Origin of the sequence: Olivibacter sp. CPCC 100613 (assembly GCF_036959255.1) — a bacterium.
GTDB lineage: Bacteria > Bacteroidota > Bacteroidia > Sphingobacteriales > Sphingobacteriaceae > Olivibacter.
In genome coordinates, this window is the sequence record NZ_JAWMTI010000004.1 from 476,140 (window position 1) to 493,759 (window position 17,620).

The following is a 17,620-nucleotide window of genomic DNA, read 5'->3' on the forward strand; positions in this document are numbered from 1 at the left end:
ATATTCGTGTGCTATGAAACTAGCAAACATAACAAAAGAGGGACTTAGAGAGGCTCAAAATAAAGGCCATACCGTATTGGTGACTCAATATGACTCGGATCCCCTGGAACCCATTTGGATTTTTGAAAAAGTTGAAGAGGCGCAAATTCCCGCATATGCAGAAGAACTTCATAAAACGTACCAATTGTGTTATGCTATTTCCGAAGCTGTTGAAACCATTGATGCCTATCCTTTTATCGGAAAAGTGTATTTATCGGGCAAAGATCTATAAAGAAAAAGCAGGCATGTGGCTGGGTGTATTTTTATATAACGCTGCGGGCCGCCGATGTAAATTATATCTCCGTATAAATTCTTTCCGCGCTCTTTGGTAACTGCTGCACATGTAATATATACTCGGTCACATTTTTATCCCACGCTGCATTGTACGTGTAGCCTAATTGGGTTGATACATAAATGGCCGAATCCCTAAATAATTCAATGCTTACATAGACCGCTTGCCAGGTGCTTTTCATTGTTGCATCAGAATAAGTGGTCAGAAATCTCTCATAGGTTTCAGGTTCCAGATATCGCTGGTAGAACTTTCCAAATTTACCCGGGTTTACCGCAAATTCATGACGACAGCCGATATACCAATCCATCATTTGCATTAAGGCTCCATGAATCACCTGATTAAATAGTTCTTTGACCAATATGAGTTCCCCGCGCCACAAACCCTTTGCTAGACCGGCAGCGGTATACCAAAATTCATTGCAGCAATCTTGGAACGAACGTGCGGAAGGTTTCTTCACAATGTAACTGGCATCGCTGGCCGGTGGTAGCGGCTGGTGTCTAAATAGATGGCCTTTATCCCATATCACTTTGCAAAGACTATCACTGGTGAAATGATCCAATATTTTCAGGGGTACCATCATCAGATCAATTCGGTTTCCATCCTTCAATTGCAGTAAATAAGAAAATGCACCGGCTAATTCCGGTGAAGGAGGATACAGTTCCATATCCTCTGGCATTTGTGATATCATTAGTTCACCAAATACATCTACCCAATCGGGATTTTCAAGGAAAGGTTCAAGATCTTCAACTACGTAAATAATATCGTAATCTTGAAATATATCTTTCGTAACATTGGGGTTGGATCGCGATCCATCTTGCAATACCGCTAATATCCGCGAATCTTTTTCTGCTACTTCCAGAATTAATTTCATCATCTGTGCTTCCGTTCTGCTATGCATGTTATTGTCAATTTACTGCGCGCTAACCCTGTATATTGAAGGCAATCCGTGATTTGCTGTTTTTTGCCTTAGTTCTTGTTTAGATTGGGCATGAACGGGAGATTTAATCCGATAATGCGAAATTCACTGCCGCCTTTGCGTGTATAACAGAAGTGTCGAATACAGGTAGACTGCTTTCTTCCGCTTTAATTAGCAATGCCAATTCCGTACATCCGAAAATAACAGCTTCAGCGCCCTCTGTTTTCAGCTTGTCGATGATTTTAAGGTATTCATCTTTCGTATCTTTCAGGAAAACACCGGTGGTAAGCTCCTCAAATATGGATTGATGAATGAAATCCCTGTCTTTTGTCTCCGGAATAATGGTTCCGATGCCGAACTGGCTTAATCGCTCTTTAAAAAAGTCGTTTTCCATCGTAAACCTTGTTCCAAGAAGGGCAACTTGCGAAATGTTGTGATTGATAATCTCTTTGGCTGTTTCTTCCGCTATATGTAGGAACGGAATTCGGATTTTCTTCCGAATGGAATCGGCTACAAGGTGTGGAGTATTGGTAGCCATCATGATAAAGTCTGCGCTTGCATTTTCCAGCTTGATTGCTATATCGGAAAGCAAGTTTTCAATTGCCGTCCAATCGTCTTTCTCCTGAAGCAACTTAAAATCATGGAAGTCAATTGAATAAAGTAATATCCTGGCTGAGTGTGACTCTCCCAGCAGCTGATGCGTATACTCATTAATGGTGGAATAATATACCGAAGTCGAAAACCAACTTAATCCTCCTATAATACCTATTGTTTTCATTTACTAGATTTTAGTGTTACGCTAATATAATCCTAATCCCTCATACACCAAGTCTTTGATTGCGACTTTTACAATTCTCTGAAAGCTGCGGGTTGGATTACTTCCTGACAACCCTCCCTCATCAGATGACCGGTATTCTTTGCTACCAGAACAAAAACCTTTTCTTTTTATGGACTTGGTTTTGGTGCATTGCAGGATTTTTTAGCTGATGATCGTATGCTCCCCCTTCCGGATGCAAGAGCTGCCAAATGTTTTCCCATCCAAGAAATCCACCTATGTTACGATCGTCGATGAAGATGTCGGCATTTATTTTGCGACTGAATTTGCCATCACTCTTTGGTTCATCTGGAAAGTTTTCGTTCACCGCGTAAAATATGAGATCGTTCTTTTTGCAGAAAAGAATGGCTTCCTCCAGCAAAACACCTCTCCTGTACGTCCAGAGAATTAAACGATGTCCTTTTTGTTGGAGTGCTCTTAAGGTGGCAAAGGCAAACAGCATTTCTTTTCCGATTCTTGGATAAGCATGTTCAACAATGGTTCCGTCAAAATCAACGGCAATGATTTTCCCTTGGAGATGATTCATATTAACTGTTTTTTAGAAAGGCACTTATTTTATTGAGAGGAACAACACGGTGAGCTATTCTGTGTGTTAGTCTCTTGTCTATAAACGTCGTTTCTATGGTTTAGCTGGGCTTAAACGCAGAGGATAATTTCTGAAGCTGTTTTGGTCCAACTCATAGAATAAAGGAACACAGGTGCCTATTTCGCGCTGGAGTATTTCATTCGGGCTAAGTCCTTCCAGATACATCACTAAAGCCCTTAAACTATTGCCATGAGCTACAATCAATACATTTTTTTCCAATTGTAGTTGGGGAAGAATAAAGGACTGAAAATAAGGTATGACTCGATTATAGGTGTCTTTCAGGCTTTCTCCTCCCGGAGGAGCAATATCATAAGACCGTCGCCATAAATGAACTTGTTCTTCGCCGAATCTTTGCGCTGTTTCGGCTTTATTTAACCCTTCAAGATTCCCGTAGACTCGTTCGTTTAATGCCTGATCCATGATAACTGGTATATCTTGCCATCCACACACTTGCTGTATGATCTGCAATGTATGCTGAGCCCGAATCAATTTTGAAGTGAAAGCAATCGCTATATGTTCTCCCTTAATCTGCAAAGCGGCATTATAGGCTTCTTTCTTTCCGGTTTCGGTAATATCCACATCCTTCCATCCTGTAAATTTGTTTTCCAAGTTCCATTGAGATTGACCATGACGAATGAGTATTAATTTCATAGCGATTCATTAATTATTGATATCAATTAACGGACCGTTCGGTTCCGTGTATTTTTATCAGAGGATATTTCCAGAATCAACATTGTTCATGTTAATAACAATGCTATTGATTTAATCGGAGCCACGGGCCTTCGCCCGAAGCACTTTGATAGCTCTTTTCAATTCGCTGATATTTTTGAAATATTGGGTTGCTTGCTTCATGTTTTTGTGCATTAGGTCTCCCTGCCGTATATCGACTTCCAGCTCTTTCTTTTCCCTTTCCAATAATTGAATGACGTAATCCATACCCTATTGTTTCTGTATTAACTTTTTATTTTATCCGGTATTGCTTCGATATTTCCAATGGCCGGTAATTTTTAGTTTAACAAAAATAAGGAAGTTGATTTTGAAAAACAACAGTTAGTCTAACTATTTAGTTAGATTTATCTAACTATTGTCAAAATGCCATTCCTAATCCTTATTTTGCCGTATCTAATCAGCGAATTCATGACGAATCGCCTCCAAATAAGTTTCGTTATTTGTTCTTTTAAAGGTAATGTCATGACACTGATTAAAAAGGACAAAGGATTTCAATGCTTCAATGAATTTTGCAAGAGTATGTTGCGTTAAAGCAACTGGTTCAAAATGGATATTATGAACAATGAGTAGTTTTCGTTTACGGTCTGCTTTGGCATCCATTCTCGCAATAAAGGTTTCTCCGGCCAGTATGGGTAATGAAAAGTAACCGTAAAGACGTTTAGGTGCGGGCACAAAGCACTCGATTTGATATTCGAAGTCAAAAAAGTCTTTTAAGCGATGGCGAAATACGTTGAGAATATCAAAAGGGGATAAGATGAAAACCTCGTCCGCAATTTTGATGTCGATATCTTGACCCCGAAGCATATACATTGGATTTTTCACAGCTTCAACTTTGATCTGTTTTACCTCGCCGGTAAGAATCATTGCATGCAGTGTTTTTTTTACCAGGTTGTCTTTTACCCGTCGACTACGCCATGCCATTTCTTTAGCAGACGCGATACCAAGCGCTCCTAAAGTACGTTCAATTACATAGCGTGCGTATTCTTCATCCGTGGGCATCGTCAGATCTATTTCATCAGGTATCAGGTTTAGCGGTAAGTCATACATTTTTTGAAAGGTTCGAGTACGCTTAACCATCAAGTCACCGTTAAAATAAAGCCGTTCTAGTGCAACTTTAGCTGGCCGCCAATCCCACCAGCCACTGCTGGCTTCCATCCGATCGTTCCCAAAATCACTAACCCGAACAGGGCCATCCCGTTCAACACGATCCATCATCTCTCTCATCAAATTAATCGAAGCTTGATTAGGTGGTTCATGTCGGGTTTTAAAAGCATGTTTCACGGGTAATGAATAACGGAAGTCGCGCATGGGAAGGTAACCTGCATCCGAAATGAAGTATTCAAACAATCGACCATCCTCGCAAAGTTCACCCAACCACTCCATTTGATAATCCGGAACCCGCGTAGCGATCACATGGTGATGGGCGCGTTCGACAACATAATTCGTATCCAACTGTACAAAGCCCAAATGATCGATAAATCGGTATACGGCTTCGATCCCTGTTCCAAACGGTGCTTTTTGGGTAAGGCAGGCAGCATCGAGAATAATCTTACGAGCCTGTGTTCTGGTAATGTCAACGGTATCCATGAAGGAAAGTTAGTAAATATTCTGTAAATGGGTATTTAGGCTGTTGCAATCCGATCTCACATGGCCTTATAGGAACCTACTTAAAAGTCCGGTGATGTGGTATTTTACTGCCGTCTGCCGATAAACACTTTGGATAGGCTAAATACCATTGGTTCTTAATCTTTCAGTCGAAAAATTTGCGTAGAATTTTTTATAAATTTGAACAAATAAGACTGGGAAGTATAGTCGACGCATATCATGGTTATCAAAACGTTACGGGCAAACTATAAAAGTATTCTTCGGGCAAAGCTATATTTCTTTTTCAGAAAGAGTTTATGGATGTACTTATTGGGAATGTTGTTACTGGCTTATGTTATTCCCATTGATAATTACGGGGTTATCCTTTCCACAGTAATCTACTTCTTCCTATTTATATTGGTTGTATTGGTACCCCTTTATTATTTTAGTACTAAAAGATTGGCGAAGAACAGGGATTTGGATATGGTTATTGAATTCGATGAGCAGGAAATAACTATCAGGCATGAAAAAACACAACGCGTAGAAACAAAAGGATGGGACTGGGTCCGACGAATTGAGCTTACTCCGCGCGAGTTGTTACTTGTAGTCCATTTCCGTGGCCGCTATCTGATCGCCTTTCCAAAAGATAAACTGAATGAAAGTGAGATGCAATTTTTCTTGGATAAGATGGATAGCCGAAAAGATATTCCATAAGCACAGATTGTTTTGCCGTGAAATCGACCGTACTTATAACAGGTACACTAATTTACTTTTTTCAAGGATCCGAGATACTTGTATGTGTTGATGAACAAACCCGTAGGGGTAGACTTTGAGTTAACAAAAGCAAGCTCCCGAGCGTCAATAGTCTCTGACAATAAGCGTTTGCCCCGACCAAGTAAAACCGGGTAGGTGATGAGTACAAGCTCGTCAGCCAACCCCTGGTCAAGCAATAGAGAGGTTAGCGTCGAACTTCCCACCACAATCAGGTCAGGACCATCCGTTGATTTGAGATTACGAATCGCCTCCACGATATCCTCGCTTAAGCCCGTTACCGGCCCCCATTCCAAGCTGTCGAGCCTGTGAGTTACAATGTATTTCGTTGCAGCGTTTATCGCATTTGCCATTGGGAAATCTCCGGCCTTAGGCCAAAAGCCACTAAATATATCGTATGTACGGCGGGCAAGCAAGAGGTCAAAATTTGGCCCGTATGCGTCAAAGAGGATGGCGGCTCCGGCCGGACTCCGGTAGGGGGTGGTCCATGCACCATAGACATAATCTCCGTCATGTTCTATCACGCCATCCAGCGAGATATGTTCAAAAATCCTGATTTTTCTCATGTGATCTTCATATAGTTAATAATAAGCCAAATTTAAAGTGGATGAGGCACACGTGTAAGGTGTTATTCCGACAATATGCGTGTGTTTTTAGTCATACGAGTGACGATTCAGATCATTTATCCGTTAAAAGAAAGGGATTCGAAAGAACCCGTTGCTAAGTCATTGCTGATTACAAACGATAGTATGAACCGGAAAAAATTAGGGATAGATCAACAAAATTTGGGATAAACATGCGTTAAGGATGAAATGAGAGACCAACGGGGGCTAAAGACGATGTTTTAATGGATTTTATGTGTTTAATGAATAGCTGAAATGAAAAACGTCACCTTCTTCTGAAGGTTTTGTTTTTCGATAGAAATTGATCGCATGCTTATCAATTTTATGCGCTTGAACGAATAGCTCTTCATAACCATTTTCTCGAAAGTAAGATTTTGTTCGCGCTATCAGCCTGCTTCCCACCTCTTTTCGTTGCCAATGTCTGGAAACAGCTAAATCAAAAATATAAGCCAAGGGTTTTATACCATAATATGGCTCCAACGTGTAAGCGGTTAAACCTCCTATTACCGTATCTGCATATAGCGCAACAAATACATGGAAGCGTTCTTGGGTAAGTAATTTGCTTAAATATTCGTTCTTCGGCACAGACAATTTGTTCATTTCAAAAACCTCCTCAAACAGTTTAATGAGGGCTTTAAAATAAGCTAGGTCTTTGGAACCAAGCTTTTCAATGCGTAAGACTTCTTTCATGATTTATTCCAAGTATGATAAGTACGTTATAAAGATGGCATCGCAATTGGAGACGGTGTATTAACCTTGTATTCCGATACTTAAATAATGTCTCCAAAATTTGAACGAATGAGTTACCACTAGGGCTGGGACACGCTTAATAAATTAAGCACGCGCAAATGCAGAATGATGGATGATGTTCCAAAATGGAGCGGACCATAACTATCCTTCATGAGATTCGAAACGACCGGTTCCTTCTTCTATATTGATCCGATAAACGATCAAGGTGTCTCGAAGTTCCGGACTTATTCCATGAGAAGGGTCTCGTCCAGGGTCGTTGGTGTTGGGCATGATGCGCAAAATTAAGCCTTGCATAACCTGTTGACGCTCCGTGCCTTCCAATTCTTCAAAGGTTCCCCAAAGAATGACGCTCTTCCATTTGAACATGCTTTTAACTTCATCAACCTGAAAGCATACCCGTGGATTTCCTCGTAGCATCTCTATTTTCTTACCTTCGCCCGAGTGAGCATATATTGCATCATTTTGGTATACATAATTGATAGGCACTACATAAGTTTCGCCGTTTAAATGGCATCCTAGGCGGCCAATAAACTGGCTTTTCAATAAATCTACTATTTCTCTTTTATTTAATTCTCCAAGCATGGTATCATTGAATTTCTTTCATTAAAAGTACTTAAAATCATTGATTTTAAAAACAACCGATTTCCAGATGATAGATTATCCGGACCGATATTCCTTGAAAGCGATCAATGTAATCGGATTTAGCAATGATCAACTTCTGTCAGTCCGTCTTCCGATTTGAACCGGGATATTGTAGCTGCTCTATGAATACCAAAGGGGGCAATGTGGTTTCTAGTTTTGGGATTTCTGGAGGATACGCGCTTAACGAACGCCTATGATTTTTGTCCTTCGCAGGATTATAGGCGACTGTAATGATATATAAATGAAATAGGTTTAATGGTTAGAATAAAGAGCCCGAATCCTATAATTCGAGCTCTTTCGGGCTCTATCAGGCTGCACCCCTTATTACCCTTAATAGTATAGCAATGATGGCTATAACCAAAAGCGCGTGGATAATACCCCCTTGTGCATATCCACCAAAAAAGCTGATAGCCCAAATGATAACTAATACAACTGCGATGATATAAAGTAAATTTCCCATAGATGTTTGATTTTATTCATTAATACAGAAATGCCCTCATTTGTTTGTGCTCATTTAAAAAAAATCGTGTAAATCCGGTGCATGTTAGCGTAATAAGGTCGTTAATGATCACCGCTAAGCAAATAAAAAGTATGCAATAGCGAGCACAATTATTGCAACAATAATCGACCAATGGATGGTAAAACCCACCTTTTTGTCATCTTTTTCCTCAAGAGCCGGTTTTGGTATTCCCGGATTCTCTTCATGTTTCCCGTAATCAGTCTCTATTTGAGTTTTCGAACTATTCGTTTTCTCTGCTTCCATTTTATCCTACATTTGTTTCTTTTTAATTAACGGTTCAAACCTCTAGGTGTTTGTAATAAATTAAAAAGATGTAGATAATGGAATCTATCACATCCGTCCAAAACGTTAAATAATAATTAGGAAATATGGGAGCTCCGTTGGTCGGTTTTACTTCATTATTTTCAAAGGTGTTCATGGATTCCCTACGGTCGGCTCTTTGCTTCTTTATTTCGCGGACCTTCCCTTAGGGAAAGCTTGAATGCCTTAAAAAACGAAAACTTAATGAAAAGAAAGAAGTTTAAACAATTCATCTATGTGTTAAATCGATCCCTGTTTTAGGTCAGAAAGCCGATAGTCCTATTAAATTTATACCAACACCCAGGGATACTTTTGCTTTCCCAATAAAAATAGCGCCTCTTATAGCCGAGAACCTCCTCTTTTTTGCCCTCAAATTTATTTTGGACCGGTGTGGGAATCTATAATACTAGGCTTGCATGGGTAGTGCTGGCGCTCTTAATACGTTAAATTAGAGACGTCGGATTGACGAAAGGCAGGGACGAAAACATAGTGTTTACCTAATTGTTGAATAAGAGATCGTTCGCGCTAAACGTGAAATTAAGAATACGAAATGAATAATAAAGTGATACTGGAGAAGGCCAATGCCGCTATTACGGCTGGCGACTATGAGGGCTTTTTGTCTTTTTGTACCAGCGATACAGAATGGACATTTGTAGGTGACAAGATTTTGAGAGGAAAGAAGGCGGTCCGAGCGTACATGGCCGAGGCCTATGTAGAGCCTCCGAAATTTATCGTAGAAACACTGATTGCCGAAGGTGAATTTGTCACAGCACTCGGTACCATCAGTCTGAAAGACGAAAAGGGAAAAGTACACGATTATTCCTACTGTGACGTTTGGCGGTTTCGCAATGGCAAGATGGCCGAGCTAAGGGCTTTTGTAATTGAAGAAGTGTCAAAATGATCATTATCCAAAAACTGTTGGAAAAAAGAACGATCGGTTATTCGGCAAGCCATCGCTTCCTACGAAAAAGATTTTAAGGAAGAACAAATGGCATGTTTTTGTTAATATATTATGTGTTGAAAATAAATGCCCACATGTTATGGAAAGAGATCATCCCATTATTTCAGGTACCATCGGGACAACGTTAATGACTTTATTTAGCTATACAATAGCGGCATCAAAAGGCGAGAAGTTTGAGGAACCGGCTCTTTTGGCAGAGATGGTAGAAAAAGTAATCAAAGAAGAAAAATTGGCTCGTCTAAGTGGTTGGGCCATGCATTACGCCATGGGCTGTAGCATGGCTTTCATCTTCCAACAAATATGGAAACAGGAAAAAATTAATCCAGGTATAAAGCAAAGTTTATTTGCGGGTTTTTTGAGTGGTTTATCAGGAATAGTAATTTGGAAAGCAGTGTTTAAGTTTCACCCGCATCCACCTAAGATTCCGTTTACTCGGTATTACGGACATTTGCTTTTGGCGCATTTGGTTTTCAGTATAGGTGTAGCATTAAGCGGCAAGAATTACCGAAATAGAAAGGTTCAGCAAAGTATCGGATAGTTTTCTTTCCTATAGTCTCGGGAGAACCTCTCTTGCAAAGCCCGGCCTTTAATTACCGAAGGTGCCTCACCCTAAATCCTTTATGACATCACAACTAAATCACCGGAATTTCCGCCCTATTAATTGTTACAAACAATTTTGATTATGACCAGTTGTATTAATATTCTCTGATGCTAACTCGCTATACGATAGCTAAAAATAAACTACTATGAAAAAAGACGGTACGGGCACAGCGCCCAAATTCAGAACAAAAACGTCCTTGACAGCAGAGCCGGCCTTGAAAACATTATTTCTGGACGGTATCATGGACATTTATTGGGCGGAAAATCACTTGGTAAAAAACCTTCCTAAGATGATGAAAGAGTCCACTTCACCAAAACTTGAAACTGCATTTCAAAACCATTTAAAGGAAACGATTGAGCATGTGGCTCGACTCGAGCAGATTTTTACGTTACTTGATGAAAAGGCAATTGCCAAAAAATGTGACGCCATGGAAGGACTCACAAAAGAAGCAGAAAGTATAATTAACAGTACGGAAGCTCAAACAGCTACACGGGACGTCGGAATTATTTTAGCTGCGCAAAAGGTGGAGCATTATGAAATAGCTACATATGGCGGGCTTTACCAATTGGCTACAACCTTGGGATTAGACGAAGTTGCCAATATTTTGGAGCAAACCTTAATAGAAGAAAAAAAGGCAGATCAATTGTTGACCGATGTAGCGGAAAACGATATAAACTATCAGGCTGCTGATGAAGCGTAAAAAACAGAACAATGGCTAAGCAAAATATAAACAAAAAGAACGATAAAATCGATAATAAAAAGATCGAGAACCTGGAACCTGATATGGAGCAAAGTGCGGGGGAATTAATGACAACTAATCAGGGAGTAAAAGTTAACGATGATCAGAATTCACTCCGGGGCGGAGAGCGCGGTGCCACATTATTGGAAGACTTTATATTGCGCGAGAAGATAACGCACTTCGATCATGAACGTATCCCCGAACGTATCGTGCATGCACGCGGTTCCGGCGCACACGGCGTGTTTAAATTATATAAACCCTTGAAAGAATTCACTAAAGCTCATTTCTTAAACGACACCCATATTGAAACACCTGTTTTTGTTCGCTTTTCAACAGTTGCAGGGTCAAGAGGGTCGACAGATTTGGCAAGGGATGTCAGAGGATTTGCTGTTAAATTTTATACACAAGAAGGTAACTTCGACTTGGTGGGTAATAATATGCCTGTATTTTTTATTCAGGACGCTATCAAGTTTCCCGATTTAGTACATGCCGTCAAGCCCGAACCTGATAATGAAATACCGCAAGCAGCTTCGGCACACGATACCTTCTGGGATTTTATCTCCCTCATGCCGGAGTCAGCTCATATGATTATGTGGCTCATGAGCGATCGTGCCATTCCGCGCAGCTATCGTATGATGGAAGGCTTTGGTGTGCACACTTTTCGCTTTATCAATGAAAAAGGCAAGGCCCATTTTGTTAAGTTCCACTGGAAACCCCTATTAGGCGTACATTCCGTAGCATGGGATGAAGCGCAGAACATCTCAGGTAAAGACCCTGATTTTCATCGTCGTGATCTTTGGGAAGCAATCGAAAGCGGTGCATTTCCAGAGTGGGAGTTAGGTGTCCAAATTGTCCCCGAGGAAGATGAGTTTAAATTCGATTTCGATCTTTTAGACGCAACCAAAATAATTCCGGAAGAACTGGTGCCGGTAAGACGCATAGGTAAGATGACCTTAAACCGTAATCCGGATAACTTTTTTGCTGAAACGGAACAAGCAGCCTTTCATATCGGACATGTTGTCCCCGGGATAGATTTTACCAATGATCCGCTACTTCAAGGGAGGCTTTTTTCTTATACCGATACGCAATTGATCCGCTTGGGAGGGCCAAATTTTCACGAAATTCCGATTAATAGACCGATCGTGCCTATACATAATAACCAGCGTGATGGTTTTATGCGTCAACAGATAAACAAAGGCAAATCCAGCTACAACCCTAATTCATTGAGAAATGGAGATCCTTCCCAGGCCAAAGTTGCCGAGGGTGGTTTTACAAGTTACCAGGAACGCATAGATGCAAAAAAGGTTCGAGCCAGAAGCAAGAGCTTCTTCGATCATTTTAGTCAGGCCCGTTTATTTTTTAACAGTCAATCCGACCCGGAAAAAAACCATTTGATCGATGCTTTTTCTTTCGAGCTTGGTAAGGTCAAAACTGTTGCGATACGGGAAAGGATGATTAGTATTCTTTCGCTTATTGACAAAGGGCTGGCCTCGGAAGTTGCCTATGCACTTGGTTTGAAGGTACCAAAGAAGCCTGCACAACCGGTTAATCACAGTATACCTGCGGATGGTGACCCTACCCAATATCAACCCATACAAGTTGAGTCTTCGTTAGCATATTCAGAAGCGCTGAGTATGAAAAATACGGTCAAAGATCGTATCGTGTCAAGGAAAATCGCTTTTTTGGTTGCCGATGGGGTCGATGAACAATCCGTGACGACAGTGAAAGAATTTTTAGTGTCCAAAGGAGCCGTAGTACATATTATAGCACCGAGGCTTAATGCGGTTATTGGAAAAAGCGGAAAAGAAGTTGCCGTTGATGAAAGCTTTTTAACAGCTGCGTCTGTTTTATACGATGCCGTTTACGTTCCGCGAGGTACTAACAGCGTTGCCACATTGGAGGCTGAAGCGAATGCTGTTCATTTTCTCAATGAAGCATTTAAACACTGTAAAGCCATTGCGGCAGATGAACAGGCTTTGCAAGTTTTAGAAGCTACCTATTTTGCTAACAAGCTCCCCTCAACATTTACCGAGGAAACGGTATTGACAGAAGGACTTGTGGTTAACGCAGATCTAAAAAAGTTATCAAAACAATTTGTGACAGCAATTGCGTTGCATCGGTTTTGGGATCGCGAAAAACCGCGCCAAGTGCCAGCGTAGCGAATTTACGTTAGGGGTAGGGTCTCGATGGAAAATAAGAGACCCTATTTTGAAAAATTATTTTCACTATCTTGGACTAATCGGGGAGGTATCTTTCGATCATAGCAATTGCTTCTTCGTTACCTTGCTGGGCTGCTAAATCAAGTACCGTTAATCCGCGCGCTTCCCGAACGCTTATATCCGCTCCACGTTCCAGTAATAGCGCAACCATGTTGTTTCTTCCAAACATGGCCGCAAACATAATGGCCGTACCACCGTTTCCGTGCTGCATATTTAAGTCGGCTCCGTAATTAACGAGCAATTCCGCAATATCAGTATGGCCTTTAAAAGCCACCCCCATCAGTGCGGTATTACCGCCGTTGTCCTGCGCATTTACATCGGCACCCGCATCAAGTAGTAGTTTTGCCCCTTCGTATTGATTATTATAGCAAGCTATAATGAGTGGTGTATAACCCTTTTCGTCGCGTACATTCAGATTGACGTCGTTGTCGATGAACACGCGTAGTTGCGGTATATTTCCGGTTCGTGCTGCATTATTAAGACTGCTAATCAAGTTGTTCATGGCTAGTAGTTTTTGTCTTCAAACTTTTGTGCTTTGTTAACCCGGTCGCGCACTAAATTCTAATGCATAGGGATATTTCGGATAACGCTTGCTTCGTCGGAATGTTTGCGGTGTCTACTAAAAGTATAATGTAAAGGTGTATCAGTAAGTTCAGGATTACTGTTTAAATTCGACAGTAGCAGTTCCTTAAAAAATGAAAAGCCTATAGCCATATTCTTCTATATTAAGGCATGGCTATAGGATACTGCGTTAGAGTTCATGATTTTGAGCTGAGGCAGCTAATTCTTCGCTCAAAAGATTTTAGATTTTAGGAATGATCTTTTCTGATTGGAGCAACTTAAATAGATTTAGAAACGAATCTTCAGTTGATTGAAACGCTGAGAAACCATTTTTCCTGCTGTTTTTCATATCTGTCATGACCTCTATTGGTCGCGCCAAATCAAGATCCGTATGCCATGGTGATGCGACGGCATCAAGGTCCTCACTCACAAGGTCGTGGTCTTTTGAAATTTTGTTCCAGAGCGCATGATCATTTTGCATTTCGCGTTCTAATGGACGGATCTTCTCGGAATATCCTTCATATTCCACACCAAACCATTCCGCGATTCTTGGCCATAACCAATTCCACCTAAACACATCGCCATTGACAATGTTGTACGCCGTATTTGTCGCATTTGGTGTTGTACTTGCCCAAATTAAGTGTTTAGCTAAAATCGTCGCATCCGTTACGTCTGATAGGCCATTCCACTGGGCTTCCGAACCGGGCCATATAAATTTCCTTCCGGTTACCTTACATATAGTGGCGTAAACGGCCAGTGTAGTGCCCAGATTCATTAGATTACCCACTGCCTTGCCTATTACCGTATGTGGTCTGTGCACGCTCCACGAAAACCCGTCTCGTTTTGCAGCTTCGTAAACTTCATCTTCCTGCGCATAATAGAAATTGGCTATATCAAGCCGTCCTTGTTCCTCTCTCAAAGGGGTTTCGGGTAACGCTCCCTCTTTTGCGTAGGCTTCGAAAGGCCCAAGATAATGTTTAAGGCCTGTAACCAAAGCGACATGTCTAACGCTTTTCTGCTTAGAAAGTGCTTTCAGTACATTTCTTACCATGGTTCCGTTATCTCTGACGTTTTCAGCTTCCGTATCGCGACGCACCCATGTATTTATAAATACATGAGTGGGGTAGATAGCTCTAATAGCATGATCAAGCGTTTCAATAGCTAATAAATCGGCCTTAATTGGATCCACTCCTTCGGGTAGATTCTCCGGATTCCTTGCCAATCCATATGTTTTCCATTTTTGAGATACGAGCTCTTGTGCTAAATTGCTACCTGTGATGCCGGTAGCCCCAATCACCAATGCAATATTTTTCATCTTTTTAATTTTTTTAGGTGATGAAACGGTCATGATTCCACGATGTGTTTTTGAAAATCATAACGATTTCATATTCCATCCGTTTTATGTGACTTCAAAGCTAGCGGTATCATTTTTCAATAATCTTGATCACGATCAGAAAATTCTATTGATCTAGATCAAGAATCGGTTTGCAATTAGCGCTTGTTCTTAATCCGACTAATCGTTTCCGGTGCTAGTCCAAGATAAGATGCGATCAGATTCTGCGGTACCCGTTGTAAGATATTCGGCATGGATTCAACGAGTCTTAAATATTTACTTTCTGCAGAATCGCTATTAGAACTGATGAGTCGTTGATCCTTTGTCACCAAGCTGTTCTGATAGAGGATACGAAAATATCGTTCCATTAAAGGGATCTCGATTAGAAGCTTTTCGTAATTATCCCGACTGATTTGTAAAAGCTCTGAATCTTCAATAGCCTCAATACTTAACACAGCGGGTACTTGATGAATAAAACTGTTGAAGTCCGAGATCCACCAACCTTCCCACGCGAATAAAGATATGTGTTCATTACCCTTTTCATCCATATTGGCAGACTTTAATAATCCGCGTTCTACAAACGTCAAAAAATTACACACATCGCCCTCCATGAGTATGTACCCTCTGCGTTTGATTTTTTTCGTGCGGAAATAGCTCGTAATTTTTGCTTTTTCAGCGTCCGATAATTGAACTTTCTCTTCGATATGGGAGAAAAGGACTTGAAACATATGCATATTTTATGGGTGAATGTGTTGAGCTACCTAAAAGTATGATGATGTAAAATACTTCTTCAAAAGTAACTGAAAAAAAGAAATAAAGCTTTCTACTTCGAAGCGTTTTAAAGGCCTAGTGTACCGTGAGTACAATCTTACCCTGAATGTTTCCCCGAGCAGCCCGTTGATGTGCTTTTTGTGCATCTGAAAGTGAAAAAGTACTATCTATAGCCGTGCGAAGCGTTCCTTTATCGAACAGTTTGCCAATTTCTGCCAATTGCCTACCATTTGACCGTACCTGAGTCGTAGAGAATACGATGCCCAGCTTTTCGGCCTCCTCGCGGCCTGTAGCACCCAGTCCAAAGACCGGGAAAAGTGCACCGCCCGGCTTGAGTGTGCGTAAAAAACGTCTGGTTGTTGGCCCACCAATCGAGTCGATGACAAGATCTAAGCCATGAACTACTTCCTCGGGAATAGTCTTTGTGTAGTCGATGAATTTATCCACGCCAAGGTCACCTAGAAATCGCTCATGCTTACCCGATGCTACGGCGATCACATACGCCCCTTTCCACTTTGCTAACTGTACGGCAAAATGCCCCACGCCACCTGCGGCGCCATTAACAAGTACCCTCTTACCTTCGAGTGGTACCGGCTGGTGTTGATTTGGCTGAAGCGGGTTCGGCACATCGTGGCCCTGATCGATCATGAACTGCCATGCCGTGAGTAGCGACATCGGTGCCGCAGCGGCCTGCACATGATCAATGCTCATCGGCTTGTGTGCAACTTGCGACGCGGGCACGCTAACATATTCAGCATAAGCCCTGCTTTCTCCGAAAACACCTTCAGGAAAACGGACCATGGAGTAAACCGCGTCTCCAACGACGAAATCCTTAACGTTATCGGCAACTGATTCTACAATGCCCGACACGTCTGTTCCCAAAATGATCGGGAAATTTTCCTGTGGACGCCATTCAGGAGGAAGCGACTTAAATCCATCGCGCAGATACCAGTCGGGAGGATTAAGGCCTATTGCATGAACACGGATGCGAACCTCACCTGGTTTTAGCAAGGGAATTGGGGCGTCCTCGTAACGGAGTACTTCAGGGCCGCCGAACTCGTATTGGCGAACAGCTTTCATGATTGCTGCCTGATCGTTTGATTTTGATTCCATTTTTTTAATTTAATTATGCAAAATTAAATTGAATGTATACTTTTGACAAGTATGTACTTATTTGTATGTTACATACCAAAAAGTTTCTATTGCTGATTTTCAATTATTTATGTGGAAATAAAAATGAAAAATAAGGAAGGAATTCCGGAGTGTATACAAAAGTGCGGTGTTGAATATGCTTTTAAGCGCATAGGTGGAAAATATAAGGGCCGTATCCTGTGGCACTTGGGCTTAAAAACCGTATTACGCTATGGAGAATTAAAGCGGACTTTACCTGACATTACTACTAAGATGCTCACCCAAACCTTAAGGGAATTAGAAGACGATAAATTGATTATCCGGAAAATGTATCATGAAGTACCGCCCAAAGTAGAGTATTCATTAAGCAACACCGGGCTCGAATTGATTCCGTTTATAGAGCATTTACACAACTGGGGCAAGAAGCAGTTGGAAACTGAATCTGCAGATTAGTAATTACATAGCGTCGCCTGAGAATTTCTCTCAAACCCGAAAAAAAGATTGAAAATGGGCGAATATTACCAGTGAACATCTTGAGCTGTTCTTCATGCGAAGATTTATTTTTATATAAGCTGACTAGCAGTTTACGTATTTCTGCCAGTGTAAAACTAACCACTTTAGCTTCAACAATAAGGCCGAGTCGTTGTACAATACGCTCATCATAATTTTTGTAGTTGATTTAGCCCTACAGTAAAGTTACGATAGGGTTTTACTTTT

Annotated in this window: 22 protein-coding genes and 1 pseudogene; 7 read left to right on the forward strand and 16 right to left on the reverse strand. The window is 41.1% G+C overall.

Annotation, left to right across the window (positions count from 1 at the left end):
• Nucleotides 1–13 precede the first annotated feature (13 nt).
• Nucleotides 14–271, forward strand: a complete 258-nt coding sequence (locus tag RYH73_RS16210) for a hypothetical protein (protein WP_335314486.1) — start codon at nt 14–16, stop codon at nt 269–271.
• Nucleotides 272–332: 61 nt separating this feature from the next.
• Here the strand turns inward: RYH73_RS16210 and RYH73_RS16215 are convergent, their stop codons facing one another.
• The 6 genes from RYH73_RS16215 to RYH73_RS16240 form a co-directional block, all read right to left on the reverse strand.
• Nucleotides 333–1,229, reverse strand: a complete 897-nt coding sequence (locus tag RYH73_RS16215; protein ID WP_335314487.1) for an aminoglycoside 6-adenylyltransferase — start codon at nt 1,227–1,229, stop codon at nt 333–335.
• 103 nt (nt 1,230–1,332) lie between these two features.
• Nucleotides 1,333–2,025, reverse strand: a complete 693-nt coding sequence (locus RYH73_RS16220) for an aspartate/glutamate racemase family protein (RefSeq protein ID WP_335314488.1) — start codon at nt 2,023–2,025, stop codon at nt 1,333–1,335.
• A gap of 142 nt (nt 2,026–2,167) precedes the next feature.
• Nucleotides 2,168–2,608 carry a BT0820 family HAD-type phosphatase gene (locus RYH73_RS16225; RefSeq protein WP_335314489.1) on the reverse strand — a complete coding sequence of 147 codons (441 nt, stop codon included), beginning with the start codon at nt 2,606–2,608 and terminating at the stop codon, nt 2,168–2,170.
• Between the two features lie 93 nt (nt 2,609–2,701).
• Nucleotides 2,702–3,319 carry a 2,3-bisphosphoglycerate-dependent phosphoglycerate mutase gene (locus tag RYH73_RS16230; RefSeq protein ID WP_335314490.1) on the reverse strand — a complete coding sequence of 206 codons (618 nt, stop codon included), beginning with the start codon at nt 3,317–3,319 and terminating at the stop codon, nt 2,702–2,704.
• Nucleotides 3,320–3,430: 111 nt separating this feature from the next.
• Nucleotides 3,431–3,604, reverse strand: coding sequence for a hypothetical protein (locus RYH73_RS16235; RefSeq protein WP_335314491.1), 174 nt, complete (start codon nt 3,602–3,604; stop codon nt 3,431–3,433).
• 186 nt (nt 3,605–3,790) lie between these two features.
• Nucleotides 3,791–4,984 (reverse strand): winged helix-turn-helix domain-containing protein, encoded by a 1,194-nt coding sequence (locus tag RYH73_RS16240; RefSeq protein ID WP_335314492.1) that lies wholly within the window; start codon nt 4,982–4,984, stop codon nt 3,791–3,793.
• 318 nt (nt 4,985–5,302) lie between these two features.
• Here RYH73_RS16240 and RYH73_RS16245 point away from each other — a divergent pair, with 318 nt between their 5' ends.
• The gene (locus RYH73_RS16245) at nt 5,303–5,695 is read left to right on the forward strand and encodes a hypothetical protein (protein ID WP_335314493.1); all 393 of its coding nucleotides are present in this window, start codon (nt 5,303–5,305) and stop codon (nt 5,693–5,695) included.
• A gap of 47 nt (nt 5,696–5,742) precedes the next feature.
• On the opposite strand, the gene RYH73_RS16250 is transcribed toward RYH73_RS16245, so the two are convergent.
• The 5 genes from RYH73_RS16250 to RYH73_RS16270 form a co-directional block, all read right to left on the reverse strand.
• Nucleotides 5,743–6,318, reverse strand: a complete 576-nt coding sequence (locus RYH73_RS16250) for a dihydrofolate reductase family protein (RefSeq protein ID WP_335314494.1) — start codon at nt 6,316–6,318, stop codon at nt 5,743–5,745.
• 288 nt (nt 6,319–6,606) lie between these two features.
• Nucleotides 6,607–7,065, reverse strand: coding sequence for a GNAT family N-acetyltransferase (locus RYH73_RS16255; RefSeq protein WP_335314495.1), 459 nt, complete (start codon nt 7,063–7,065; stop codon nt 6,607–6,609).
• A gap of 201 nt (nt 7,066–7,266) precedes the next feature.
• Complete coding sequence (locus RYH73_RS16260; RefSeq protein WP_335314496.1) at nt 7,267–7,707, reverse strand: pyridoxamine 5'-phosphate oxidase family protein; 441 nt, start codon at nt 7,705–7,707, stop codon at nt 7,267–7,269.
• Between the two features lie 367 nt (nt 7,708–8,074).
• Nucleotides 8,075–8,227, reverse strand: coding sequence for a lmo0937 family membrane protein (locus RYH73_RS16265; protein ID WP_335314497.1), 153 nt, complete (start codon nt 8,225–8,227; stop codon nt 8,075–8,077).
• A 114-nt stretch (nt 8,228–8,341) separates the two neighbouring features.
• Nucleotides 8,342–8,530 carry a hypothetical protein gene (locus RYH73_RS16270; RefSeq protein ID WP_335314498.1) on the reverse strand — a complete coding sequence of 63 codons (189 nt, stop codon included), beginning with the start codon at nt 8,528–8,530 and terminating at the stop codon, nt 8,342–8,344.
• 607 nt (nt 8,531–9,137) lie between these two features.
• Between RYH73_RS16270 and RYH73_RS16275 the strand changes: the two genes are divergently transcribed.
• The 4 genes from RYH73_RS16275 to RYH73_RS16290 all read left to right on the forward strand — a co-directional run bounded on the left by RYH73_RS16275 (nt 9,138) and on the right by RYH73_RS16290 (nt 13,047).
• A complete protein-coding gene (locus RYH73_RS16275; protein ID WP_335314499.1) occupies nt 9,138–9,488 on the forward strand; it encodes a nuclear transport factor 2 family protein in 351 nt (116 codons plus the stop codon).
• Between the two features lie 139 nt (nt 9,489–9,627).
• Nucleotides 9,628–10,086 (forward strand): hypothetical protein, encoded by a 459-nt coding sequence (locus RYH73_RS16280; RefSeq protein ID WP_335314500.1) that lies wholly within the window; start codon nt 9,628–9,630, stop codon nt 10,084–10,086.
• Between the two features lie 208 nt (nt 10,087–10,294).
• Entirely contained in the window at nt 10,295–10,849 is a 555-nt protein-coding gene (locus tag RYH73_RS16285; protein ID WP_335314501.1) for a YciE/YciF ferroxidase family protein, read from the forward strand.
• Nucleotides 10,850–10,860: 11 nt separating this feature from the next.
• Entirely contained in the window at nt 10,861–13,047 is a 2,187-nt protein-coding gene (locus RYH73_RS16290; protein ID WP_335314502.1) for a catalase, read from the forward strand.
• Nucleotides 13,048–13,123: 76 nt separating this feature from the next.
• Here the strand turns inward: RYH73_RS16290 and RYH73_RS16295 are convergent, their stop codons facing one another.
• The 5 genes and pseudogenes from RYH73_RS16295 to RYH73_RS26700 all read right to left on the reverse strand — a co-directional run.
• Nucleotides 13,124–13,609, reverse strand: coding sequence for an ankyrin repeat domain-containing protein (locus tag RYH73_RS16295; protein WP_335314503.1), 486 nt, complete (start codon nt 13,607–13,609; stop codon nt 13,124–13,126).
• Nucleotides 13,610–13,909: 300 nt separating this feature from the next.
• Nucleotides 13,910–14,983, reverse strand: a complete 1,074-nt coding sequence (locus RYH73_RS16300; protein ID WP_335314504.1) for an SDR family oxidoreductase — start codon at nt 14,981–14,983, stop codon at nt 13,910–13,912.
• 176 nt (nt 14,984–15,159) lie between these two features.
• Entirely contained in the window at nt 15,160–15,729 is a 570-nt protein-coding gene (locus RYH73_RS16305; protein WP_335314505.1) for a Crp/Fnr family transcriptional regulator, read from the reverse strand.
• 118 nt (nt 15,730–15,847) lie between these two features.
• Nucleotides 15,848–16,447: an NADP-dependent oxidoreductase gene (locus RYH73_RS16310; RefSeq protein ID WP_335314506.1), complete on the reverse strand. Its 600-nt coding sequence runs from the start codon at nt 16,445–16,447 to the stop codon at nt 15,848–15,850.
• A 48-nt stretch (nt 16,448–16,495) separates the two neighbouring features.
• A pseudogene (locus RYH73_RS26700) lies at nt 16,496–16,885 on the reverse strand (quinone oxidoreductase family protein); the annotation flags it as partial.
• Nucleotides 16,886–17,008: 123 nt separating this feature from the next.
• Here RYH73_RS26700 and RYH73_RS16315 point away from each other — a divergent pair.
• Entirely contained in the window at nt 17,009–17,356 is a 348-nt protein-coding gene (locus RYH73_RS16315; RefSeq protein ID WP_335314507.1) for a winged helix-turn-helix transcriptional regulator, read from the forward strand.
• Nucleotides 17,357–17,620: the final 264 nt, after the last annotated feature.

Bases quoted from the DNA above. Each gene is read 5' to 3' on its own strand.
- RYH73_RS16210 (WP_335314486.1), top strand. From the start codon at position 14: ATGAAACTAGCAAACATAACAAAAGAGGGACTTAGAGAGGCTCAAAAT.
- RYH73_RS16215 (WP_335314487.1), bottom strand. From the start codon at position 1,229: ATGCATAGCAGAACGGAAGCACAGATGATGAAATTAATTCTGGAAGTA.
- RYH73_RS16220 (WP_335314488.1), bottom strand. From the start codon at position 2,025: ATGAAAACAATAGGTATTATAGGAGGATTAAGTTGGTTTTCGACTTCG.
- RYH73_RS16225 (WP_335314489.1), bottom strand. From the start codon at position 2,608: ATGAATCATCTCCAAGGGAAAATCATTGCCGTTGATTTTGACGGAACC.
- RYH73_RS16230 (WP_335314490.1), bottom strand. From the start codon at position 3,319: ATGAAATTAATACTCATTCGTCATGGTCAATCTCAATGGAACTTGGAA.
- RYH73_RS16235 (WP_335314491.1), bottom strand. From the start codon at position 3,604: ATGGATTACGTCATTCAATTATTGGAAAGGGAAAAGAAAGAGCTGGAA.
- RYH73_RS16240 (WP_335314492.1), bottom strand. From the start codon at position 4,984: ATGGATACCGTTGACATTACCAGAACACAGGCTCGTAAGATTATTCTC.
- RYH73_RS16245 (WP_335314493.1), top strand. From the start codon at position 5,303: ATGTACTTATTGGGAATGTTGTTACTGGCTTATGTTATTCCCATTGAT.
- RYH73_RS16250 (WP_335314494.1), bottom strand. From the start codon at position 6,318: ATGAGAAAAATCAGGATTTTTGAACATATCTCGCTGGATGGCGTGATA.
- RYH73_RS16255 (WP_335314495.1), bottom strand. From the start codon at position 7,065: ATGAAAGAAGTCTTACGCATTGAAAAGCTTGGTTCCAAAGACCTAGCT.
- RYH73_RS16260 (WP_335314496.1), bottom strand. From the start codon at position 7,707: ATGCTTGGAGAATTAAATAAAAGAGAAATAGTAGATTTATTGAAAAGC.
- RYH73_RS16265 (WP_335314497.1), bottom strand. From the start codon at position 8,227: ATGGGAAATTTACTTTATATCATCGCAGTTGTATTAGTTATCATTTGG.
- RYH73_RS16270 (WP_335314498.1), bottom strand. From the start codon at position 8,530: ATGGAAGCAGAGAAAACGAATAGTTCGAAAACTCAAATAGAGACTGAT.
- RYH73_RS16275 (WP_335314499.1), top strand. From the start codon at position 9,138: ATGAATAATAAAGTGATACTGGAGAAGGCCAATGCCGCTATTACGGCT.
- RYH73_RS16280 (WP_335314500.1), top strand. From the start codon at position 9,628: ATGGAAAGAGATCATCCCATTATTTCAGGTACCATCGGGACAACGTTA.
- RYH73_RS16285 (WP_335314501.1), top strand. From the start codon at position 10,295: ATGAAAAAAGACGGTACGGGCACAGCGCCCAAATTCAGAACAAAAACG.
- RYH73_RS16290 (WP_335314502.1), top strand. From the start codon at position 10,861: ATGGCTAAGCAAAATATAAACAAAAAGAACGATAAAATCGATAATAAA.
- RYH73_RS16295 (WP_335314503.1), bottom strand. From the start codon at position 13,609: ATGAACAACTTGATTAGCAGTCTTAATAATGCAGCACGAACCGGAAAT.
- RYH73_RS16300 (WP_335314504.1), bottom strand. From the start codon at position 14,983: ATGAAAAATATTGCATTGGTGATTGGGGCTACCGGCATCACAGGTAGC.
- RYH73_RS16305 (WP_335314505.1), bottom strand. From the start codon at position 15,729: ATGTTTCAAGTCCTTTTCTCCCATATCGAAGAGAAAGTTCAATTATCG.
- RYH73_RS16310 (WP_335314506.1), bottom strand. From the start codon at position 16,447: ATGTCGCTACTCACGGCATGGCAGTTCATGATCGATCAGGGCCACGAT.
- RYH73_RS16315 (WP_335314507.1), top strand. From the start codon at position 17,009: ATGAAAAATAAGGAAGGAATTCCGGAGTGTATACAAAAGTGCGGTGTT.